This is a genomic window from Streptomyces sp. NPDC101225 (assembly GCF_044767585.1).
Lineage (GTDB): Bacteria > Actinomycetota > Actinomycetes > Streptomycetales > Streptomycetaceae > Streptomyces.
This window is the reverse complement of sequence record NZ_JBIWOE010000079.1, coordinates 1-16,936: the sequence shown is the minus strand read 5'-3', so window position 1 is coordinate 16,936 and position 16,936 is coordinate 1. Positions and strand designations below refer to the sequence as shown.

Here is a 16,936-nt window from a genome sequence, read left to right as displayed (position 1 = left end):
TCGCCACCCCGCGCAGGCGGTTCATCCTCGCCGACACACCCGGCCATGTGCAGTACACCCGCAACATGGTCACCGGCGCCTCCACCGCCGAGCTGGCGATCATCCTGGTCGACGCGCGCAACGGGGTCGTCGAGCAGACCCGCCGGCACGCCGCGGTGGCCGCGCTGCTGCGGGTGCCGCACGTGGTGCTGGCCGTCAACAAGATGGACCTGGTCGACTACGGGCAGCCGCGGTTCGAGGAGATCGTCGAGGACTTCGCGGGCCACGCGGCGGAGCTGGACCTGCCCGGCTTCACACCGATCCCGGTCTCGGCGCTCGCCGGTGACAACGTGGTGGAGCGCTCGGCGCGCATGGGCTGGTACGCGGGCCCGGCGCTCCTGGAGCACCTGGAGACGGTCCCCGTCGGCACCGGGACCGTGGGCGCGCCCGCGCGCTTTCCCGTGCAGTACGTCATCCGGGACGGCGAAGCGCGGTACTACGCGGGTCAGCTGGTGTCAGGCTCGCTGCGGGTCGGCGACCGGGTCACGGTGCACCCCTCCGGCGAGACCTCGGAGATCACCGCCATCGACGTGCTCGGGGACGCCCGGGAGACGGCGCACGCCCCGCAGTCGATCAGCGTCCGGCTCGCGGACCAGCGGGACGTCGCCCGCGGCGACCTGCTCACCGCGGGGGTGGACGCGCCGACGCTGACCCGTGAGGTCACCGCCGGTGTCTGCCACCTGGCCGACCGTCCGCTGCGCGTCGGCGACCGCGTGCTGCTCCGGCACACCACCCGCACGGTCAAGGCGATCGTCAAGGACCTGGCGGGAGCGGCGGAGCTGGCCGTGAACGACCTCGGCCGCATCACCCTGCGCACCGCCGACCCCCTGCCCCTCGACGACTACACCGTCTCCCGCCGCACCGGCGCCTTCATCCTGATCGACCCGGCGGACGGAGCGACGCTGACCGCGGGGATGGCGAACGTCGGCTCCCGGGGATGAGCCGGCCCCGCGGAGCGGTCAGCGCCGTCGGCCGTCCAGGGTGAGGCGCTGTTTGGGGGTGTCCGTGCGGCCCGTCCGGGGACGGCGGCTGCCCGCGCGATAGGGCGCCGGCCAGGCGACGCCCGGGCCTTCGTAGCCCTGTTCGGCCGCCGCGTGGAGGGTCCAGTGGGGGTCGTAGAGGTGGGGGCGGGCCAGGGCGCACAGGTCGGTGCGGCCCGCCAGGATCAGGGAGTTGACGTCGTCCCAGGAGGAGATGGCGCCGACCGCGATCACCGGGACGCCGACGCGGTGGCGGATGCGGTCGGCGTACGGGGTCTGGTAGGAGCGTCCGAAGTCCGGGCGCTCGTCGCAGACGACCTGCCCGGTCGACACGTCGATCGCGTCGGCGCCGTGCGCGGCGAAGGCGCGGGCGATCCCGACGGCGTCCTCGGCGCTCGTGCCGCCCGCCGCCCAGTCGGTGGCGGAGATGCGGACGGTCATCGGCTTCTCGCCGGGCCAGATCTCGCGTACCGCGTCGAAGACCTCCAGCGGGAAGCGGAGACGGTTCTCCAGCGAGCCGCCGTAGGCGTCGGTGCGGCGGTTGGTCAGCGGGGAGAGGAAGCCGGAGAGCAGGTAGCCGTGGGCGCAGTGCAGTTCGAGCAGGTCGAAGCCGGCGCCGGCGGCGCGCCCCGCGGCGGCGGTGAACTGCTCGCGCAGGTCCGTGAGCTGGGCCCGGGTCAGTTCGCGCGGAACCTGGCTGCCCGGTTTGTACGGCAGCGCGGAGGCGGCCGCCAGCGGCCAGTTGCCGTCCTCCAGCGGCTCGTCCATGCCCTCCCACATCAGCCTGGTGGAGCCCTTGCGGCCGGAGTGCCCGAGCTGCACGCCGATCGCGGTGCCCGGGGACTGCGCGTGCACGAAGTCAGTGATCCTCCTCCAGGAGTCCGCCTGCTCCCCGGTGTACAGGCCGGTGCAGCCGGGCGTGATCCGGCCCTCCGCGCTGACGCACACCATCTCGGTCATCACCAGGCCCGCCCCGCCGAGGGCCCGTGCGCCCAGGTGCACGAGGTGGAAGTCGCCGGGGAGGCCGTCGACGGCGGAGTACATGTCCATCGGCGAGACCACGACCCGGTTGCGCAGCGTCAGCCCGCGCAGCCGCAGCGGCGTGAACATCGGCGGCGTGCCGTCCGGGCAGCCGAACTCCCGCTCCACGGCACCGGTGAAGCGGGCGTCGCGCAGGCGGAGGTTGTCGTGGGTGACCCGGCGGCTGCGGGTGAGCAGGTTGAAGGCGAACTGGCGCGCGGGCTGGCCGAGGTAGAGGTCCAGGTTCTCGAACCACTCCAGGCTGGCGCGGGCGGCGCGCTGGGTGGAGGCGACGACGGGCCTGCGCTCCTCCTCGTACGCCGCCAGCGCCTTGTCCAGAGAGGGCTGTTCCTCCAGGCAGGCGGCGAGCGCGAGCGCGTCCTCGACGGCGAGCTTGGTCCCGGAGCCGATGGAGAAGTGGGCGGTGTGGGCGGCGTCGCCGAGCAGCACGGTGGTGCCGTGCGACCAGTGCTCGTTGGTCAGCGTGCGGAAGGTGGTCCAGGCCGACTTGTTGGAGCGCAGCGGCCGGCCGCGGAGCGCCTCCGCGAAGATCTTGGCGCACCGCTCGACGGACCCGGCCTCGTCGAGTTCGGCGAACCCGGCCGCCTGCCACACCTCCTCGCGCATCTCGACGATGACCGTGGAGGCGTCGGACGCGTACGGATAGCCGTGCAGCTGCATCACGCCGTGTTCGGTCTCGGCGATGTCGAAGCGGAAGGCGTCGAAGGCGAAGTCGGCGGCGAGCCAGATGTAGCGGCAGCGGTGCGTGGTCACACGGGGGCGGAAGACGTCGGCGTAGGTCTCGCGGGTGGTGCTGTTGATGCCGTCGGCGGCCACGACGAGGTCGTGCGTTTGCGCCAGCTCCTCGGGGTGCGGGGCCTTTGCGCGGAAGCGGAGCTCCACGCCGAGGGCGCGGCAGCGCTCGTGCAGGATCTCCAGGAGGCGTCTTCTGCCCAGGGCGGCGAACCCGTGGCCGCCGGAGGTGTGCCGGGTGCCCCGGTGCACGATGTCGATGTCGTCCCAGCGGACGAACTCCGCGCACATGGCCTCGTAGACCACGGGATCGGCGTGCTCGATGCCGCCGAGCGTCTCGTCGGACAGGACGACGCCGAACCCGAAGGTGTCGTCCGGGGCGTTGCGCTCCCAGACGGTGATCTCGCGGGTGGGGTCCAGCCGTTTCAGCAGTGCCGCGGCGTAGAGGCCGCCGGGACCGCCGCCGATGATCGCGACGCGCATCGCGACCTCACCTCCCCTGCCACTTGGGCGGCCGCTTCTCGGTGAACGCCGCATGGAACTCGGCGTAGTCGTCGCCGTTCATCAGCAGCGCCTGGGTCGAGGCGTCCAGTTCGACCGAGGCCGCGAGCGGCATGTCCAGCTCGGCCGTCAGCAGGGCCTTGGTCTGGGCGTACGCCAGGGCCGGGCCCTCGGCCAGGCGGTGGGCCAGGGCCTGGGCGGCCTCGTCGGCCCGGCCCTCCTCGGTCAGCTCGCTGATCAGGCCGATGCGCTCGGCCTCGGGGGCGCGGACCGGTTCGCCCAGCATGAGCAGACGGGTGGCGTGGCCGAGTCCGACCACCCGGGGCAGCAGGTAGGCCGCGCCCATGTCGCCGCCGGACAGGCCGACCCGGGTGAACAGGAACGCGAAGCGGGCGCTCGGGTCGGCCACCCGGAAGTCGGCGGCCAGGGCCAGGACGGCGCCGGCGCCCGCCGCCACCCCGTGCACGGCCGCGATCACCGGGAACGGGCACTCCCGGATCGCCCGCACCGTCTGCCCGGTCATCCGGTTGAAGTCGAGGAGCTGGGCGGTGTCCATGGACAGGGTGGCGCCGATGATCTCGTCCACGTCGCCGCCCGAGCAGAAGCCGCGGCCCTCGCCGGCCAGCACCAGGGCCCGCACCGTCCGCTCGCGGGACAGCTCGGCGAGCAGGTCGCGCAGGTCGGCGTAGGCGCCGAAGGTGAGCGCGTTGAGCTTGTCGGGGCGGGCGAGCGTGACCGTGGCGACCCCGTCGGCGAGCTCGACGCGCAGGTGCTCCCAGCGCGGGGTGCGGGCGGCGGAGCCGGTGAAGGGACTCATGACGTGCGGCCTCCTCGGGGGCGGGCATGCCGTACTGAGCTCTGGCCTTCGAAGTTATCACCCTTCCGTGACTGTCGTCAGGAGTGCGCGATAAGGCGGGCCGGATCCGACCCGGGCGGGTCACGTCCGTCACGGATCGTCGACAGACGGGCTACGGCCGGATCAGCCGCGCGAGGCGCGCCGTGGTTACGGGTAAGCCGCTCGTCATCGGGGCCGAAGGTCCCGTGCGGCGCCCGCCGGAGGACTCCGACGGACGGCGCCGTACCATTCATACGGTTGAAAGCAGGACAGCCTGCTATGAACGGACCCGCTTTGTACGAACGCCCCTCCCCCTCCGCCTCCTGGCGCGTCGCGCTGCCGCACTCCACCGCGGCCGTGCCGGTGGCCCGTGCGCTCGTGCGCACCGCGCTGGCCGAGCTGGACCACGGGGCCGACTGCGACACCGCGGAACTGCTCACGGCGGAGCTGGTCGCGAACGCCGTGGAGCACACGGTCGGCGACGCGCCGATAGAGCTCGTGGTGGAGCTGCTGCCGGGCGGCTGCCGGGTCGAGGTGCACGACCCGGACCCGATGCCGCCGTACGCGCTGACCTGGCCCGGCGACAAGGAGCCCGACGTCTGGGACGAGGGAGGGCGCGGACTGCTGCTGATCCGCGCGCTCAGCTCGTCCTGCGGGCACCGGCCGACCACCTCGGGCAAGGCCGTGTGGTTCCGGCTCCCGTCGGTGCCGCAGCAGCGGCACGCCGTCTGAGATCGCCCGCGCGGGTCAGGCCAGGGTCGCCACCAGGACCGCCTTGATGGTGTGCATCCGGTTCTCGGCCTCGTCGAAGACCACGGAGTGCTCGGACTCGAACACCTCGTCGCTGACCTCCAGCTCGGTGAGCCCGTGGCGCCGGTGGATCTCCAGACCGACGTCGGTGCCGAGGTCGTGGAAGGCCGGCAGGCAGTGCAGGAACTTCACGTCGGGATTGCCGGTGGCGCGCAGGACGTCCATGGTGACGGCGTAGGGGCCGAGCAGCGCTATGCGCTCGTCCCAGACCTCCTTGGGCTCCCCCATCGACACCCATACGTCGGTGGCGATGAAGTCGGCGCCGCGCACCCCCTCCTTCACGTCGTCGGTCAGCGTGATCCGGGCACCGGAGGCCGCCGCGAGCCGCTGGGCGACCTCCACGATCGTCTCGTCCGGCCACAGCAGCCGGGGCGCGACGATACGGACGTCCATGCCGAGCAGGGCGCCGGTGACCAGGTAGGAGTTGCCCATGTTGTAGCGGGCGTCGCCGAGGTAGGCGAAGGCCGTGTCGGTCAGCGGCCTGGCGGTGTGCTCGGTCATGGTGAGCACGTCGGCCAGCATCTGGGTGGGGTGCCATTCGTCGGTGAGCCCGTTGTAGACGGGGACCCCGGCGTGCGCGGCCAGCTCCTCGACGACCCCCTGGCCGTGGCCGCGGTACTCGATCCCGTCGAACATCCGGCCCAGCACGCGCGCGGTGTCCTTCACGGACTCCTTGTGCCCGATCTGCGAGCCCGACGGGTCGAGGTACGTCGTCGAGGCGCCCTGGTCGGCGGCGGCGACCTCGAACGCGCAGCGTGTGCGCGTCGAGGTCTTCTCGAAGACCAGGGCGATGTTCTTCCCGCTCAGGTACCGCGTCTCGGTCCCGGCCTTCTTGGCGGCCTTCAGCTCGGCGGCCAGCTCGATCAGGCCGAGGAACTCCTCCTGGGAGAGGTCGAGCTCCTTGAGGAAGTGGCGGCCTGCGAGGGCGGTCGGGACTGTCGCCATGGGGGCACTCCAGGATGCGGGAACGTCTACCCTTGGAAGTCTATACGAAGAATTGCATGCCTATACAGCCTCTCTTTCGACGGGGCAGCTCATGCAGCGCGGGCCGCCCCGGCCCCGGCCCAGCTCGCTGCCGGGGATCTCGATGACCTCGATGCCCTCCTTGCGCAGATGGGTGTTGGTGGTGGAGTTGCGCTCGTAGGCGACGACGACGCCCGGCTCGACGGCCAGCACGTTGCAGCCGTCGTCCCACTGCTCGCGCTCGGCCGCGTGCACGTCCTGCGTCGCGGTCAGCACCCGGATCTCGCTCAGCCCGAGGGCGGCGGCGATCGCGCGGTGCATGTGCTCCGGCGGATGGTCGGTGACCTTCAGCTCCTTGTCGGCGGCGCCCGGTTCGATGGTGTACGAGCGCAGCATGCCGAGGCCCGCGTACTGGGTGAAGGTGTCGCCGTCGACCATCGTCATCACGGTGTCGAGATGCATGAAGGCCCGCCGCTTCGGCATGTCGAGGGCCACGATCGTCTCGGCCGAGCCCGCCTCGAAGAGCTTGTGCGCGAGCATCTCGACGGCCTGCGGGGTGGTGCGCTCGCTCATGCCGATCAGGACGGCGCCGTTGCCGATGACCAGGACGTCGCCGCCCTCGATGGTGGAGGGGTAGTCGGCCTGCCCCTCGGACCAGACGCGGAAGGTCTCGGCCCGGAACAGCGGGTGGTGGCGGTAGATCGCCTCGAAGTGGACCGTCTCGCGCTGCCGGGCCGGCCAGCGCATGGCGTTCACGCAGACGCCGTCGTAGATCCAGGCGGAGGTGTCACGGGTGAAGAGGTGGTTGGGGAGCGGGGCGAGGAGGAAGTCGTCGAGGTCCATGACATGGAAGCGCACGGAGGTCGGCTCCGTGTGGGCCTCCAGGAACTCGCGCTTGGTCATGCCGCCGACCAGGGCCTCGGCGAGCTCCGGCGCGGGGAGCTCCTCGAAGGCGGCCCTGAGATGGCCGGTGGCCAGGACGCCGTACTCCTTCTCGTCGAAGACCCGGTCCAGGACGAGGGTGCGGGCCGCCGGGATCTCCAGGGCCTCGGTGAGCAGGTCGCCGAAGAGGTGGACGGCGACACCGCGGTCGCGCAGGACGTCCGCGAATCCGTCGTGCTCGGCGCGCGCCCGGCGCACCCAGAGCACGTCGTCGAAGAGCAGGGCGTCCTTGTTGCTGGGTGTGAGCCTTTTGAGCTCGAGGTCCGGCCGGTGGAGTATGACGCGGCGCAGCCGCCCGGCCTCGGAGTCGACATGGAGTGCCATGTCTCCATCCTGACCATCGGCGGGCGTCTTGACCCGCAGCTGCGCGGTTTCCGCGACGTCTTGTTTTCGTCCTCTTGACGATAAACGGTCCTCCCGATTATCGTCCAAGAGACGAAAAAAGAGGGGATCCGATGGCCGACATCACCCGGCGCCTGGGCTGGCGCCACCTGCGCGGAGCGCCCACGGCGCACGTCCGCCACCACCGCGACGGCAGGCTGCTGCACGACGGCCCGGGGCTCAGCTTCTGGTACCGCGCGCTGACCTCGGCGCTGTCGGAGGTACCGGTCGACGACCGGGAGCTGGCGATGACCTTCCACGCCCGTACGTCCGACTTCCAGGACGTGGCGGTGCAGGCGACGGTGACGTACCGGATCGGCGACCCGGCGCTCGCCGCGGCCCGGCTGGACTTCTCCGTCGACCCGGACACGGGCGTGTGGCGGGGCGCGCCGCTGGAGCAGCTGGGCACGCTGCTGACCGAGACCGCACAGCAGCACGCCCTGGACGTACTGGCCCGGACACCGCTGTCGTCGGCCCTGGTCGACGGCGTCGCGGCGGTGCGGGGGCGGGTCGCGGCGGGCCTCGGCGCGGAGCCGCGGCTGCCCGCGACCGGCATCGAGGTGGTCGCCGTACGCGTGGTCGCGCTGCGGCCCGAGCCGGAGGTGGAGCGGGCCCTGCGCACCCCGGCCCGCGAGCAGATCCAGCAGGAGGCCGACCGCGCGACCTACGAGCGCCGGGCCGTGGCCGTCGAGCGGGAGCGGACCATCGCGGAGAACGAACTGGCCAGCCAGATCGAACTCGCCCGCCGCGAGGAGCAGTTGGTCGAGCAGCGGGGCACCAACAGCCGCCGCGAGGCCGAGGAGCACGCGGCGGCGGACGCGGTACGGGCCGACGCGGAGGCGGCGCGGACGGTACGGCTGGCGGAGGCGGAGGCCACCAAGGCGGTACGGCTCGCCCGCGCCGAGGCCGAGGGAGCGCGTGAGGTGGGCGAGGCACGCGCCCAGGCGCAGGCGGCCTGGCTGCGGGTGCACGCCGAGGTGGACGTGGCGACCCTGCACGCCCTCACCGGGACCCGGCTGGCGGAGAATCTGCCGCACATCGACAGCGTGACCGTCTCGCCGGACGTGCTGACGGGGCTGCTCGCCCGGCTCGGCAACGGTGAGCCGGCGTGAGCCTCGCGCCACGCGCCGTCCTGGTCCACCGCACCACGGAGTACGAGGAGCTGGTGGCCCACCACGGCACCCACGGACAGGCCGCCTTCTTCCTCTCCACCCGGGGGCGGGACATCGAGGAGGTCGCGGACCGGCACCACCGTGCCCGCCGCGCACTGGCGGAGGTGACGGCCGCGATCCCGCTGACCTGGCGTCAGGCGACGGTGGAGCGCGCCGATGTGGACCGCTTCCTGTTCGCGCCCGAGGACGTCGTGGTCGTGGTGGGCCAGGACGGACTGGTGGCAAACGTCGCCAAGTACCTGGCCGGGCAGCCGGTGATCGGCATCGACACCGACCCCGGCCGCAACCCCGGCGTGCTGGTGCGGCACCGGCCCGCGGACGCGCCCACGCTGCTGCCCGCGGCGCTCGCCACCGGCGCGGACGAACTCACCATGGTCGAGGCCGTCGCCGACGACACCCAGCGGCTGGTGGCCCTCAACGAGATCTACCTCGGCGCCGTCGGGCATCAGACGGCCAGATACCGCCTGGGCCTCGAGGACGACGGGGGTGCCGTCGAGGCCCAGGCATCCTCCGGGGTGCTGGTGGGGACCGGGACCGGGGCGACCGGCTGGATCCGGTCGGTGTGGCAGGAGCGGGGCACCGGCCTGCGGCTCCCCGGCCCCACCGAGCACCGCCTCCTGTGGTTCGTCAGGGAGGCATGGCCCTCGCCCGCCACCGGCACGTCGCTGGTGGCGGGCGAACTCCCGGCGCCCGCCCGCCTCCGCCTCACCGTCGAGTCCGAGCACCTGATCGTCTTCGGAGACGGGATGGAGAAGGACGCGCTGGAGCTGACCTGGGGCCAGTCCGTGTCGGTGGGGGTGTGCGGGCAGCGGCTGCGGCTGATCGGCTGACGCCGACCGTCACAGCCGCGGGTCCACCGGTTCCGACTCCAGGGCCAGCACCCCGAACACGGCCTCGTGCACCCGCCACAGCGGCTCGCCCTCCGCCAGCCGGTCCAGGGCCTCCAGCCCCAGGGCGTACTCGCGGATCGCCAGCGACCGCTTGTGGTTGAGGAACCGCCTGCGCAGGCGGGTCAGGTTGTCGGGGCGCGTGTACTCCGGACCGTAGATGATCCGCAGGTACTCGCGGCCCCGGCACTTGACGCCCGGCTGCACGAGCCGTCCCTCGGTGCCGCGCACCAGCGCGCCCACCGGCTTGACGACCATGCCCTCACCGCCGCGGCCGGTCATCTCCAGCCACCAGTCGACCCCGGCCTGCACCGACTCGGGGTCGCCGGTGTCGACGTAGAGCCGCCGGGTGGTCTGCAGCAGACCGCTGCCGTCGTGCTCCACGATCCGGTCCAGCAGGGCCAGTTGCTCGTCGTGCGGCAGTCCGGCGAGGCTGCGGCCCTGGACGGCGAGGATCTGGAACGGCGCCAGGCGCACGCCGTCCAGGCCCTCGGTCGTCCAGCAGTACCCGCGGTAGGCGTCGGTGAACGCGGCCGCGTTCGCGGCGCGTTCCCGCTGGCGGGCCAGCAGGTCCGTCACCTCGACGCCCCGTGCCGCGGCGCCCTCCAGCGCGGCGAGCGCGCCGGGGAACACCGCGCCGGCCGCGGCGCCGACCGCCGCGTACTGCGACCGCAGCAGTCCGGACGCCTTCAGCGACCACGGCATCAGCTCGGCGTCCAGCAGGAGCCAGTCCGTGTCGAGTTCGTCCCACAGGCCGGCCTCGCCGACCGCCGTGCGCACGCGCCCGAGGATCTCCTCCGTCACCGCCTCGTCGTCGAAGAACGGCCGTCCGGTACGGGTGTAGAGAGCTCCCGTGGGACCGTCGACACCGAACTTCTTGCCCGCGGCCCCGGCGTCCCGGCACACCAGCGCCACCGCACGCGAGCCCATGTGCTTCTCCTCGCACACGACCCGCGCGACGCCGTCGGCCGCGTACTGCGCGAACGCCTCGACCGGGTGCTCCAGGTAGCCGTCCACCTTCGACGTGGGCGTCGGCGCCATGGTCGGCGGCAGGTACGGCAGCAGGCGCGGGTCGACCGCGAAGCGGCTCATGACCTCCAGGGCCGCCGCCGCGTTCTCCTCGCGCACCGCGACGCGGCCCTGGTGCCGGGTCTCCACGACCCGGCGGCCGTGCACGTCGCCCAGGTCCAGCGGCCGGCCGTCGTTCCCGCCGGGCGCCTCGGTGCGCAGCGGACGGGCCGGCTCGTACCAGACCCGCTCGGCGGGTACGTCGACCAGTTCGCGCTCCGGCCAGCGCAGCGCGGTCAGCTTGCCGCCGAAGACGGCGCCGGTGTCCAGGCAGATGGTGTTGTTGAGCCAGGTGGCCTCGGGGACGGGCGTGTGGCCGTAGACGACCGCCGCCCGGCCGCGGTAGTCCTCCGCCCACGGGTAGCGCACCGGCAGCCCGAACTCGTCGGTCTCTCCGGTGGTGTCCCCGTACAGCGCGTGCGAGCGGACCCGGCCGGAGGTGCGGCCGTGGTACTTCTCGGGCAGACCCGCGTGACAGACCACCAGCCGGCCGCCGTCGAGGACGTAGTGGCTGACGAGCCCGTCGATGAACTCCCGTACCTCCCGCGTGAACTCCTCGCTCTCCCCTTCCATCTGCGCGACGGTCTCGGCGAGGCCATGGGTGTGCTGGACGCCGCGGCCCCGGAGGTGGCGGCCGAACTTGTTCTCGTGGTTGCCGGGCACGCACAGGGCGTTGCCCGACTTCACCATCGACATCACGCGGCGCAGGACGCCCGGGCTGTCCGGACCGCGGTCGACGAGGTCGCCGACGAAGACGGCGGTACGGCCCTCCGGGTGGACGCCGTCGGTGTAGCCCAACTTCGCGAGCAGCGCCTCCAGTTCGAAGGCGCAGCCGTGGATGTCGCCGACGATGTCGAACGGGCCGGTGAGGTGGGCCAGGTCGTTGAACCGCTTCTCGGTGACGACCGTGGCGTTCTCCACGTCCGCCACGCCCCGCAGGACGTGCACCTTGCGGAAGCCCTCGCGCTCCAGCTGCCGCAGGGATCGGCGCAGTTCGCGGATGTGCCGCTGGATGACGCGGCGCGGCATGTCGGCCCGGTCGGCGCGGGCCGCGTTGCGCTCGGCGCACACCTCCTCCGGGACGTCCAGCACGATGGCGATGGGCAGCACGTCGTACTGCCGGGCCAGCTCGATCAGCCTGCGCCGGGCGTCCGGCTGCACGCTGGTGGCGTCGACGACCGTGCGGCGGCCGGCGGCCAGGCGCTTGCCCGCGATGTAGTGCAGGACGTCGAAGGCGTCCCTGGTCGCGCCCTGGTCGTTCTCGTCGTCGGAGACCAGTCCGCGGCAGAAGTCGGAGGAGATCACCTCGGTCGGCTTGAAGTGCCGCCGGGCGAAGGTCGACTTGCCGGAGCCGGAGGCGCCGACGAGCGCGACGAGGGAGAGGTCGGTGACGGGCAGGACCCGTCCTTTTTTGCGCTCTGCTGCCTCGGTCATGCCGCCTTCGCCTCCTTCTCGCTCGTCCCGGTCGTGTCGGTCTTCTCGGTCTCTTCGGTCTTCGCCGTCTCCTCGGTCCCCATCCGGAACACGGCCATCTGGGTGGGCGGGCCGACCTCCGGGTCGTCCGGCCCGACCGGTACGAACTCCACGCCGTAGCCGTGCCGTTCGGCCACCTTCGCCGCCCACGCGCGAAACTCCTCGCGGGTCCACTCGAACCGGTGGTCGCCGTGCCGGACGTGGCCGGCCGGGAGGGACTCCCAGCGGACGTTGTACTCGACGTTCGGGGTGGTCACGAGGACCGTGCGCGGCCGGGCCGCGCCGAACACCGCGTACTCCAGGGCGGGCAGCCGCGGCAGGTCGAGGTGCTCGATCACCTCGCTGAGCACGGCGGCGTCGTAGCCCTTGAGACGGTGGTCGGTGTAGGCGAGCGAGCCCTGGAACAGCCTGACGCGGGAGGCCTGGCGCTCGCCCATGCGGTCCAGCTTCAGCCGCCGGGAGGCGATGGTCAGCGCGCGCACCGACACGTCGACCCCGACGATCTCGGTGAACCGCGGGTCCTTGAGCAGCGCCTGCACCAACTGGCCCTGTCCGCAGCCGAGATCGAGGACGCGGGCCACGCCCGCCCCGCGCAGGGACTCGATGATCGCGTCCCGCCGCAGCACGGCCAGCGGGGTCGGCCTCTGCTCCTCCTCGGTCTCGGCGGCGACCGCGTTGTCCAGCTCCTCGACCTCACTGTCGTCGGTCTCCGCGAGCCGCACCAGTTCCAGGCGCTCCATCGCCTGCCGGGTCAGCGACCAGCGGCGCGAGAGATAGCGGCTGGTGATGAGCTTCTGTTCCGGGTGCGCGGGCAGCCAGCCCTCACCGGCGCGCAGCAGCTTGTCGACCTCGTCGGGCGCGACCCAGTAGTGCTTCGCGTCGTCCAGGACGGGCAGCAGCACGTAGAGGTGGCGCAGCGCCTCGGCGAGGGTCAGGGCCTGCGACTCCAGGACCAGGCGCACGTACCGCGAGTCGCCCCACTGCGGGAACTCGCTGTCCAGCGCGACCGGCTCCGCGGCCACGGTCCAGCCCAGCGGCTCGAAGAGTCGGCGGACGAGCTCCGGGCCGCCGCGTGCGGGCAGGGCGGGCACCTCGATGCGCAGCGGGCGCGGCTGCGCCGGCAGCTCGGGCCTGGCGTGGCAGGTGCCCTTGATCGCGCTGGAGAACACGCTGCTCAGCGCCACGGCGAGCAGCGAGGAGGCAGCGTACGGCCGGTCGTTGACGTACTGCGCGAGTGCCGCGTCGGGCGCGCCGCCGCGCCCCTTGCCCCTGCCCCGCCGCACCAGCGCCACCGCGTCGACCTCCAGCAGCAGCGCCGCCGTGCAGCGCTGCTCCTCCGCCTCGGGGTAGAGGACGTGCGCCGTCCCGTAGGAGGTGGAGAACGCCTGCGCCTTGTCGGGATGCTTGTGGAGCAGGTGACCGAGGTCGGTGGCGGGGCGTTCCGGCGTGCCGGTGGTGGTGATGGTCAGGAACATGGGCAGGGCCTCTCCGGCCGGTGGGTGGTCTTCCGTTGCCGTGCGCGCGAAAGCCCCCAGGCACGGTGATCCTGGGGGCTCGGCAGGACGACCGTCCCACCTTCGCATACGGCCGCCGACCGGCGCCTTTGTATATTCCTACGACATCCGGGGCCGCCTTCCGCGACGCCGGACGGCGCCCGTGCGCTCCTGGCGCGGACCTACGGCAGCTGCGCCTGGACGTGGGAGGAGATCTGCTCCAGGTGGTCCAGGTCGGAGAGGTCGAGGACCTGGAGGTAGACGCGGCGGGATCCGGCCTCCGCGTAGCGGCCGATCTTGTCGACCACCTCGGCCGGGGTGCCGGCGAGACCGTTGGCCTTCAGTTCGTCGACCTCGCGGCCGATCGCGGCGGCGCGGCGGGCGACCTCCTGGTCGTCCTTGCCGACGCAGACGACCAGGGCGTTGGACAGGACGAGGTCGTCCGGGCCCCGGCCGGCCTCCGCCGCGGCGGCGCGGACGCGGGCGAACTGGCGCTCGCTGTCCTCGACCGAGGCGAACGGCATGTTGAACTCGTCGGCGAAGCGCGCCGCCAGGCGCGGGGTGCGGGTCGCGCCGTGGCCGCCGATCAGCACCGGGATCCGGTCCTGGACGGGCTTGGGCAGCGCGGGCGAGCCGGTGAGGTCGTAGAAGCTGCCGTGGAAGTCGAAGGTCTCGCCGAGCTTCGTCCGCCACAGGCCCGTGACGATCTCGAGCTGCTCCTCCAGGCGGCCGAACTTCTCCTTGGGGAAGGGGATGCCGTACGCCCGGTGCTCCTCCTCGAACCAGCCCGCGCCCAGGCCCAGTTCGACGCGGCCGCCGGACATCTGGTCGATCTGCGCGACCTGGATGGCGAGCACGCCGGGCAGCCGGAAGGTGCCGGCCGTCATCAGCGTGCCGAGGCGGATGCGGCGGGTCTCGCGGGCCAGTCCGGCGAGCGTGATCCAGGCGTCGGTGGGGCCGGGCAGTCCGTCCCCGGAGCCCATGCGCAGATAGTGGTCGGAACGGAAGAAGGCGTCGAAACCGAGGTCCTCGGTGGCCTTCGCCACGGTGAGAAGGGTGTCGTAGGAGGCCCCCTGCTGGGGCTCAGTCAAGCTTTGCCCATGCAGTAATAACTTCGCTGCTCAGCATGTTTAGTGGTGCCAGTTCCGGGGGCTGGGGCCCGATAGGCCGCGCCTGTTGAGGAGCAACCCAGGAGTCTGCGATCCTCCCAGCAGTACTGCATACGGGGTGAAGCATGGCCGATGTCTGGAACGTCGTGAGCACCGTGATTGCGGCTGGCAGCGTGGGTGTCGCTGTCGCGTCGCTGTGGATACCGCATCGACGGGCCGTGAGGGATGGTCAAGAAGCCATGGATCGAGTGGCCATGGCGGCCCAGGGCCGAGCTTCCTTGGTGACTGCCTCAGTGCCGTGGCCCAGCAGCACGACACTTGACGTCTGCATCACCAATGGAGGCATGGCTCCCATTGGCGATGTTGAGGTCCTGGACGTTCGTCAGGCTCCTTCACAGGGTGTGGTTGGTTGGCGCTTGAACCCCAACATCAGGCCGAATGCAAAGACCGCATGCATCCTTCAACCACAGGAGACGCTGACGGCGAGAGTGCAACTGATCGATCCACTCAGTGAGCCAGTCCGCCCGGCCCTCGACGCAAGGCTCGTGATCGTCTTTGGGTTCCGGGATACAGACGGGCAGTGGTGGAGACGAGAGATCGGCAAGCCACCTCAGACATGGGAGGCCAGGTCAGTGAGCTGACTGCCCCTTCGACACTTCAGTCAAGTTGCTGATGCGGTAATTACCTTGCAGGTCAGACGGCTGGATGAGGTCTGCGCTCGGCGCCGTCCTACGCGGCAGGCACATCTGACGCCCCTGCGACCCCTTGTTTGGTTGAGCCGTGCCCCTGTCACAGCAACGCACCCCCGGCCACGCCAGATGACCTACGAGGTACGGGCCTCAGACTGCATGCTCCCGCGTCAATGAATCCAGTCCGCGTGACAGGAGCTTCTATTCGTGCCAGCCTTAAAGAGTCCACGCTACTGATTGAGTACGAAGGAATCCGGGACAGCATGTCAAGCGCTACAAGTAACGAGCAAAAAGGTCAGTCGCCAGTAAATGAGGGAGAGAGTTCGTACCTCTGCCGCGTAGGGACAATCATGCTCTTGAGTCGCGAGCAAGTTCGCGACCGCGTAGGGCAGGCGGATGCTGTTAGACGCGAGTTGGAGCGAGACCCGCGCGTTATTAGCGCGGACTTCGTGGAACCTCTGACTGTCGAATTCACAGCCTACTATCGAGTTTTCGTCGAAGACGTGCCTGTTTCTGCGTTGAGAATGAGCAGACCGATAGTGATGAAAATCGTCGTTCCCGCCAAGAATCAACCGAAAAACCAAGGTGCGGATGATATTCCCACAGACACTTATTGGGCCTCATGGGATGGAATCCTTGTGGTTGTTACCTGGAAGCATGAGCAGGATACGATCCCTCGGTCGGGAGGTCATGTCGTATTGCCAATCCTCCGAGATGCGGCGGAGAAAGCGCGCATGGAAGTATACAACCAGCCGTGCAGTCCTGGATGCAAGAACGTCTTCACGCATTCAATCCTCAAGGTAGTAGAGGACACTTCGCTCAATGAGGAGGAATTCACACTTGAAGGGAATGTTGGAACGCTTAGGATTCCGGCACGGAGTAGCGCAAAGGTGGTGAACAGGGTTACATTCATGAAGCTCCGCAGTTCGGGCGGAACTTTTGCACGGTTGAAGAATGTTGGGCGACAGATCCTGGATCTTGAATCTTCGGCGTGGGTAAACTTGGAATGCCTGCTAGACGCCTATAAGTCAAGGATCGAAGCCGGATCAACTCCTTGGTGGAGATTGAGCGGGCTGCGAGCTCGCTGGAATGTTCGTGGGTGGCGACGGCTGATCCGCGACCACTCGGCTCGCATCTGGGCGCGCATTACCAGTGCCGAACACTTGGCGCGGGAGTGGAGTGAAGGGAAGAGGAGATTCGAAGAGAATGTGACCGAGGATGGGGTCGGCGCAATCCTGCGGCCTGACTTCGCGACAGATGAATTGGCCCTCACTAGGCTAGATATGTCGCGCCTGGAAAGTCTATCGAATCAGGTTGAGTCACGCCTTGATAATCGAGTGCTTGCATTGGCGACAGCTGGAGGAGCCATCTCCGGTGCTATTGCCGGAACACTCGTATCTTTCTTGCGCTGACGAATAGGTGTCAATTGCGTCAGCGCTTGAAGGGAGCTGTTGCCTTGACCCTGACGAGCGTCTCAGAATGGAAGCTCAGGCCTGGTGGTCCCTCGCTTGATGGTCATGATCCGCTCGTGGAAATCGCGGGTGGCGGGCTCGCGTGGGTAACGGGAGCTGAGTTCCTTGTCCAGCTCGTCGGCGACTAAAAGGAGCGACGGGAGGGACTTGCGGTCGGCTTCGAGGGCTGTGGTGCCCATGCCGATGGCTTCTTCAATTTCGCCGGTGCGGGCTGCGGCGACTCCGAGTGTGAGACGGGCTTCTGCGGCGCGCATGGGGGCAGGGCTGTTGCAAAGTCTTTTGATCTTGCGTGAGAGCGCTGGTCAGGCAAGGCCGAGGAGGTCCAGTGGTCGGCGGAAGCCGTCGTAGG

The 16,936-nt window shown here is 70.4% G+C and carries 13 protein-coding genes; 5 read left to right on the top strand and 8 right to left on the bottom strand.

Annotation, left to right across the window (positions count from 1 at the left end):
- Positions 1–980 (top strand): sulfate adenylyltransferase subunit 1 (locus ACIRPX_RS45150; protein WP_404205995.1); only part of this gene is annotated, 980 nt, incomplete at its 5' end.
- An 18-nt stretch (positions 981–998) separates the two neighbouring features.
- Here the strand turns inward: ACIRPX_RS45150 and ACIRPX_RS45145 are convergent.
- Positions 999–3,275: a bifunctional salicylyl-CoA 5-hydroxylase/oxidoreductase gene (locus ACIRPX_RS45145; RefSeq protein WP_404205994.1), complete on the bottom strand. Its 2,277-nt coding sequence runs from the start codon at positions 3,273–3,275 to the stop codon at positions 999–1,001.
- 7 nt (positions 3,276–3,282) lie between these two features.
- Positions 3,283–4,110: an enoyl-CoA hydratase family protein gene (locus tag ACIRPX_RS45140; RefSeq protein ID WP_404205993.1), complete on the bottom strand. Its 828-nt coding sequence runs from the start codon at positions 4,108–4,110 to the stop codon at positions 3,283–3,285.
- A 297-nt stretch (positions 4,111–4,407) separates the two neighbouring features.
- On the opposite strand from ACIRPX_RS45140, the gene ACIRPX_RS45135 reads away from it, so the two are divergent.
- Complete coding sequence (locus tag ACIRPX_RS45135; protein ID WP_404205992.1) at positions 4,408–4,860, top strand: ATP-binding protein; 453 nt, start codon at positions 4,408–4,410, stop codon at positions 4,858–4,860.
- 15 nt (positions 4,861–4,875) lie between these two features.
- On the opposite strand, the gene argF is transcribed toward ACIRPX_RS45135, so the two are convergent.
- Positions 4,876–5,883: an ornithine carbamoyltransferase gene (gene argF / locus ACIRPX_RS45130; RefSeq protein WP_404205991.1), complete on the bottom strand. Its 1,008-nt coding sequence runs from the start codon at positions 5,881–5,883 to the stop codon at positions 4,876–4,878.
- Positions 5,884–5,943: 60 nt separating this feature from the next.
- Positions 5,944–7,167 (bottom strand): arginine deiminase, encoded by a 1,224-nt coding sequence (locus ACIRPX_RS45125; protein WP_404205990.1) that lies wholly within the window; start codon positions 7,165–7,167, stop codon positions 5,944–5,946.
- Between the two features lie 131 nt (positions 7,168–7,298).
- Between ACIRPX_RS45125 and ACIRPX_RS45120 the strand changes: the two genes are divergently transcribed.
- Positions 7,299–8,336, top strand: coding sequence for an SPFH domain-containing protein (locus ACIRPX_RS45120; RefSeq protein ID WP_404205989.1), 1,038 nt, complete (start codon positions 7,299–7,301; stop codon positions 8,334–8,336).
- Complete coding sequence (locus ACIRPX_RS45115) at positions 8,333–9,226, top strand: hypothetical protein (protein ID WP_404205988.1); 894 nt, start codon at positions 8,333–8,335, stop codon at positions 9,224–9,226. The genes ACIRPX_RS45120 and ACIRPX_RS45115 overlap by 4 nt, the downstream gene beginning before the upstream one ends.
- A gap of 9 nt (positions 9,227–9,235) precedes the next feature.
- Here ACIRPX_RS45115 and ACIRPX_RS45110 read toward each other — a convergent pair whose 3' ends face one another.
- The 3 genes from ACIRPX_RS45110 to ACIRPX_RS45100 form a co-directional block, all read right to left on the bottom strand.
- A complete protein-coding gene (locus tag ACIRPX_RS45110) occupies positions 9,236–11,785 on the bottom strand; it encodes a polynucleotide kinase-phosphatase (RefSeq protein ID WP_404205987.1) in 2,550 nt (849 codons plus the stop codon).
- Positions 11,782–13,299, bottom strand: a complete 1,518-nt coding sequence (locus ACIRPX_RS45105) for a 3' terminal RNA ribose 2'-O-methyltransferase Hen1 (protein ID WP_404205986.1) — start codon at positions 13,297–13,299, stop codon at positions 11,782–11,784. Before ACIRPX_RS45105 ends, ACIRPX_RS45110 begins: the two co-directional genes overlap by 4 nt.
- Before the next feature lie 200 nt (positions 13,300–13,499).
- Positions 13,500–14,408, bottom strand: coding sequence for an LLM class F420-dependent oxidoreductase (locus tag ACIRPX_RS45100; RefSeq protein WP_404205985.1), 909 nt, complete (start codon positions 14,406–14,408; stop codon positions 13,500–13,502).
- A 1,156-nt stretch (positions 14,409–15,564) separates the two neighbouring features.
- Between ACIRPX_RS45100 and ACIRPX_RS45095 the strand changes: the two genes are divergently transcribed.
- Positions 15,565–16,527, top strand: coding sequence for a hypothetical protein (locus ACIRPX_RS45095; RefSeq protein ID WP_404205984.1), 963 nt, complete (start codon positions 15,565–15,567; stop codon positions 16,525–16,527).
- Positions 16,528–16,589: 62 nt separating this feature from the next.
- Here the strand turns inward: ACIRPX_RS45095 and ACIRPX_RS45090 are convergent, their stop codons facing one another.
- Positions 16,590–16,841, bottom strand: coding sequence for a hypothetical protein (locus tag ACIRPX_RS45090; protein WP_404205983.1), 252 nt, complete (start codon positions 16,839–16,841; stop codon positions 16,590–16,592).
- Positions 16,842–16,936 lie beyond the last annotated feature (95 nt).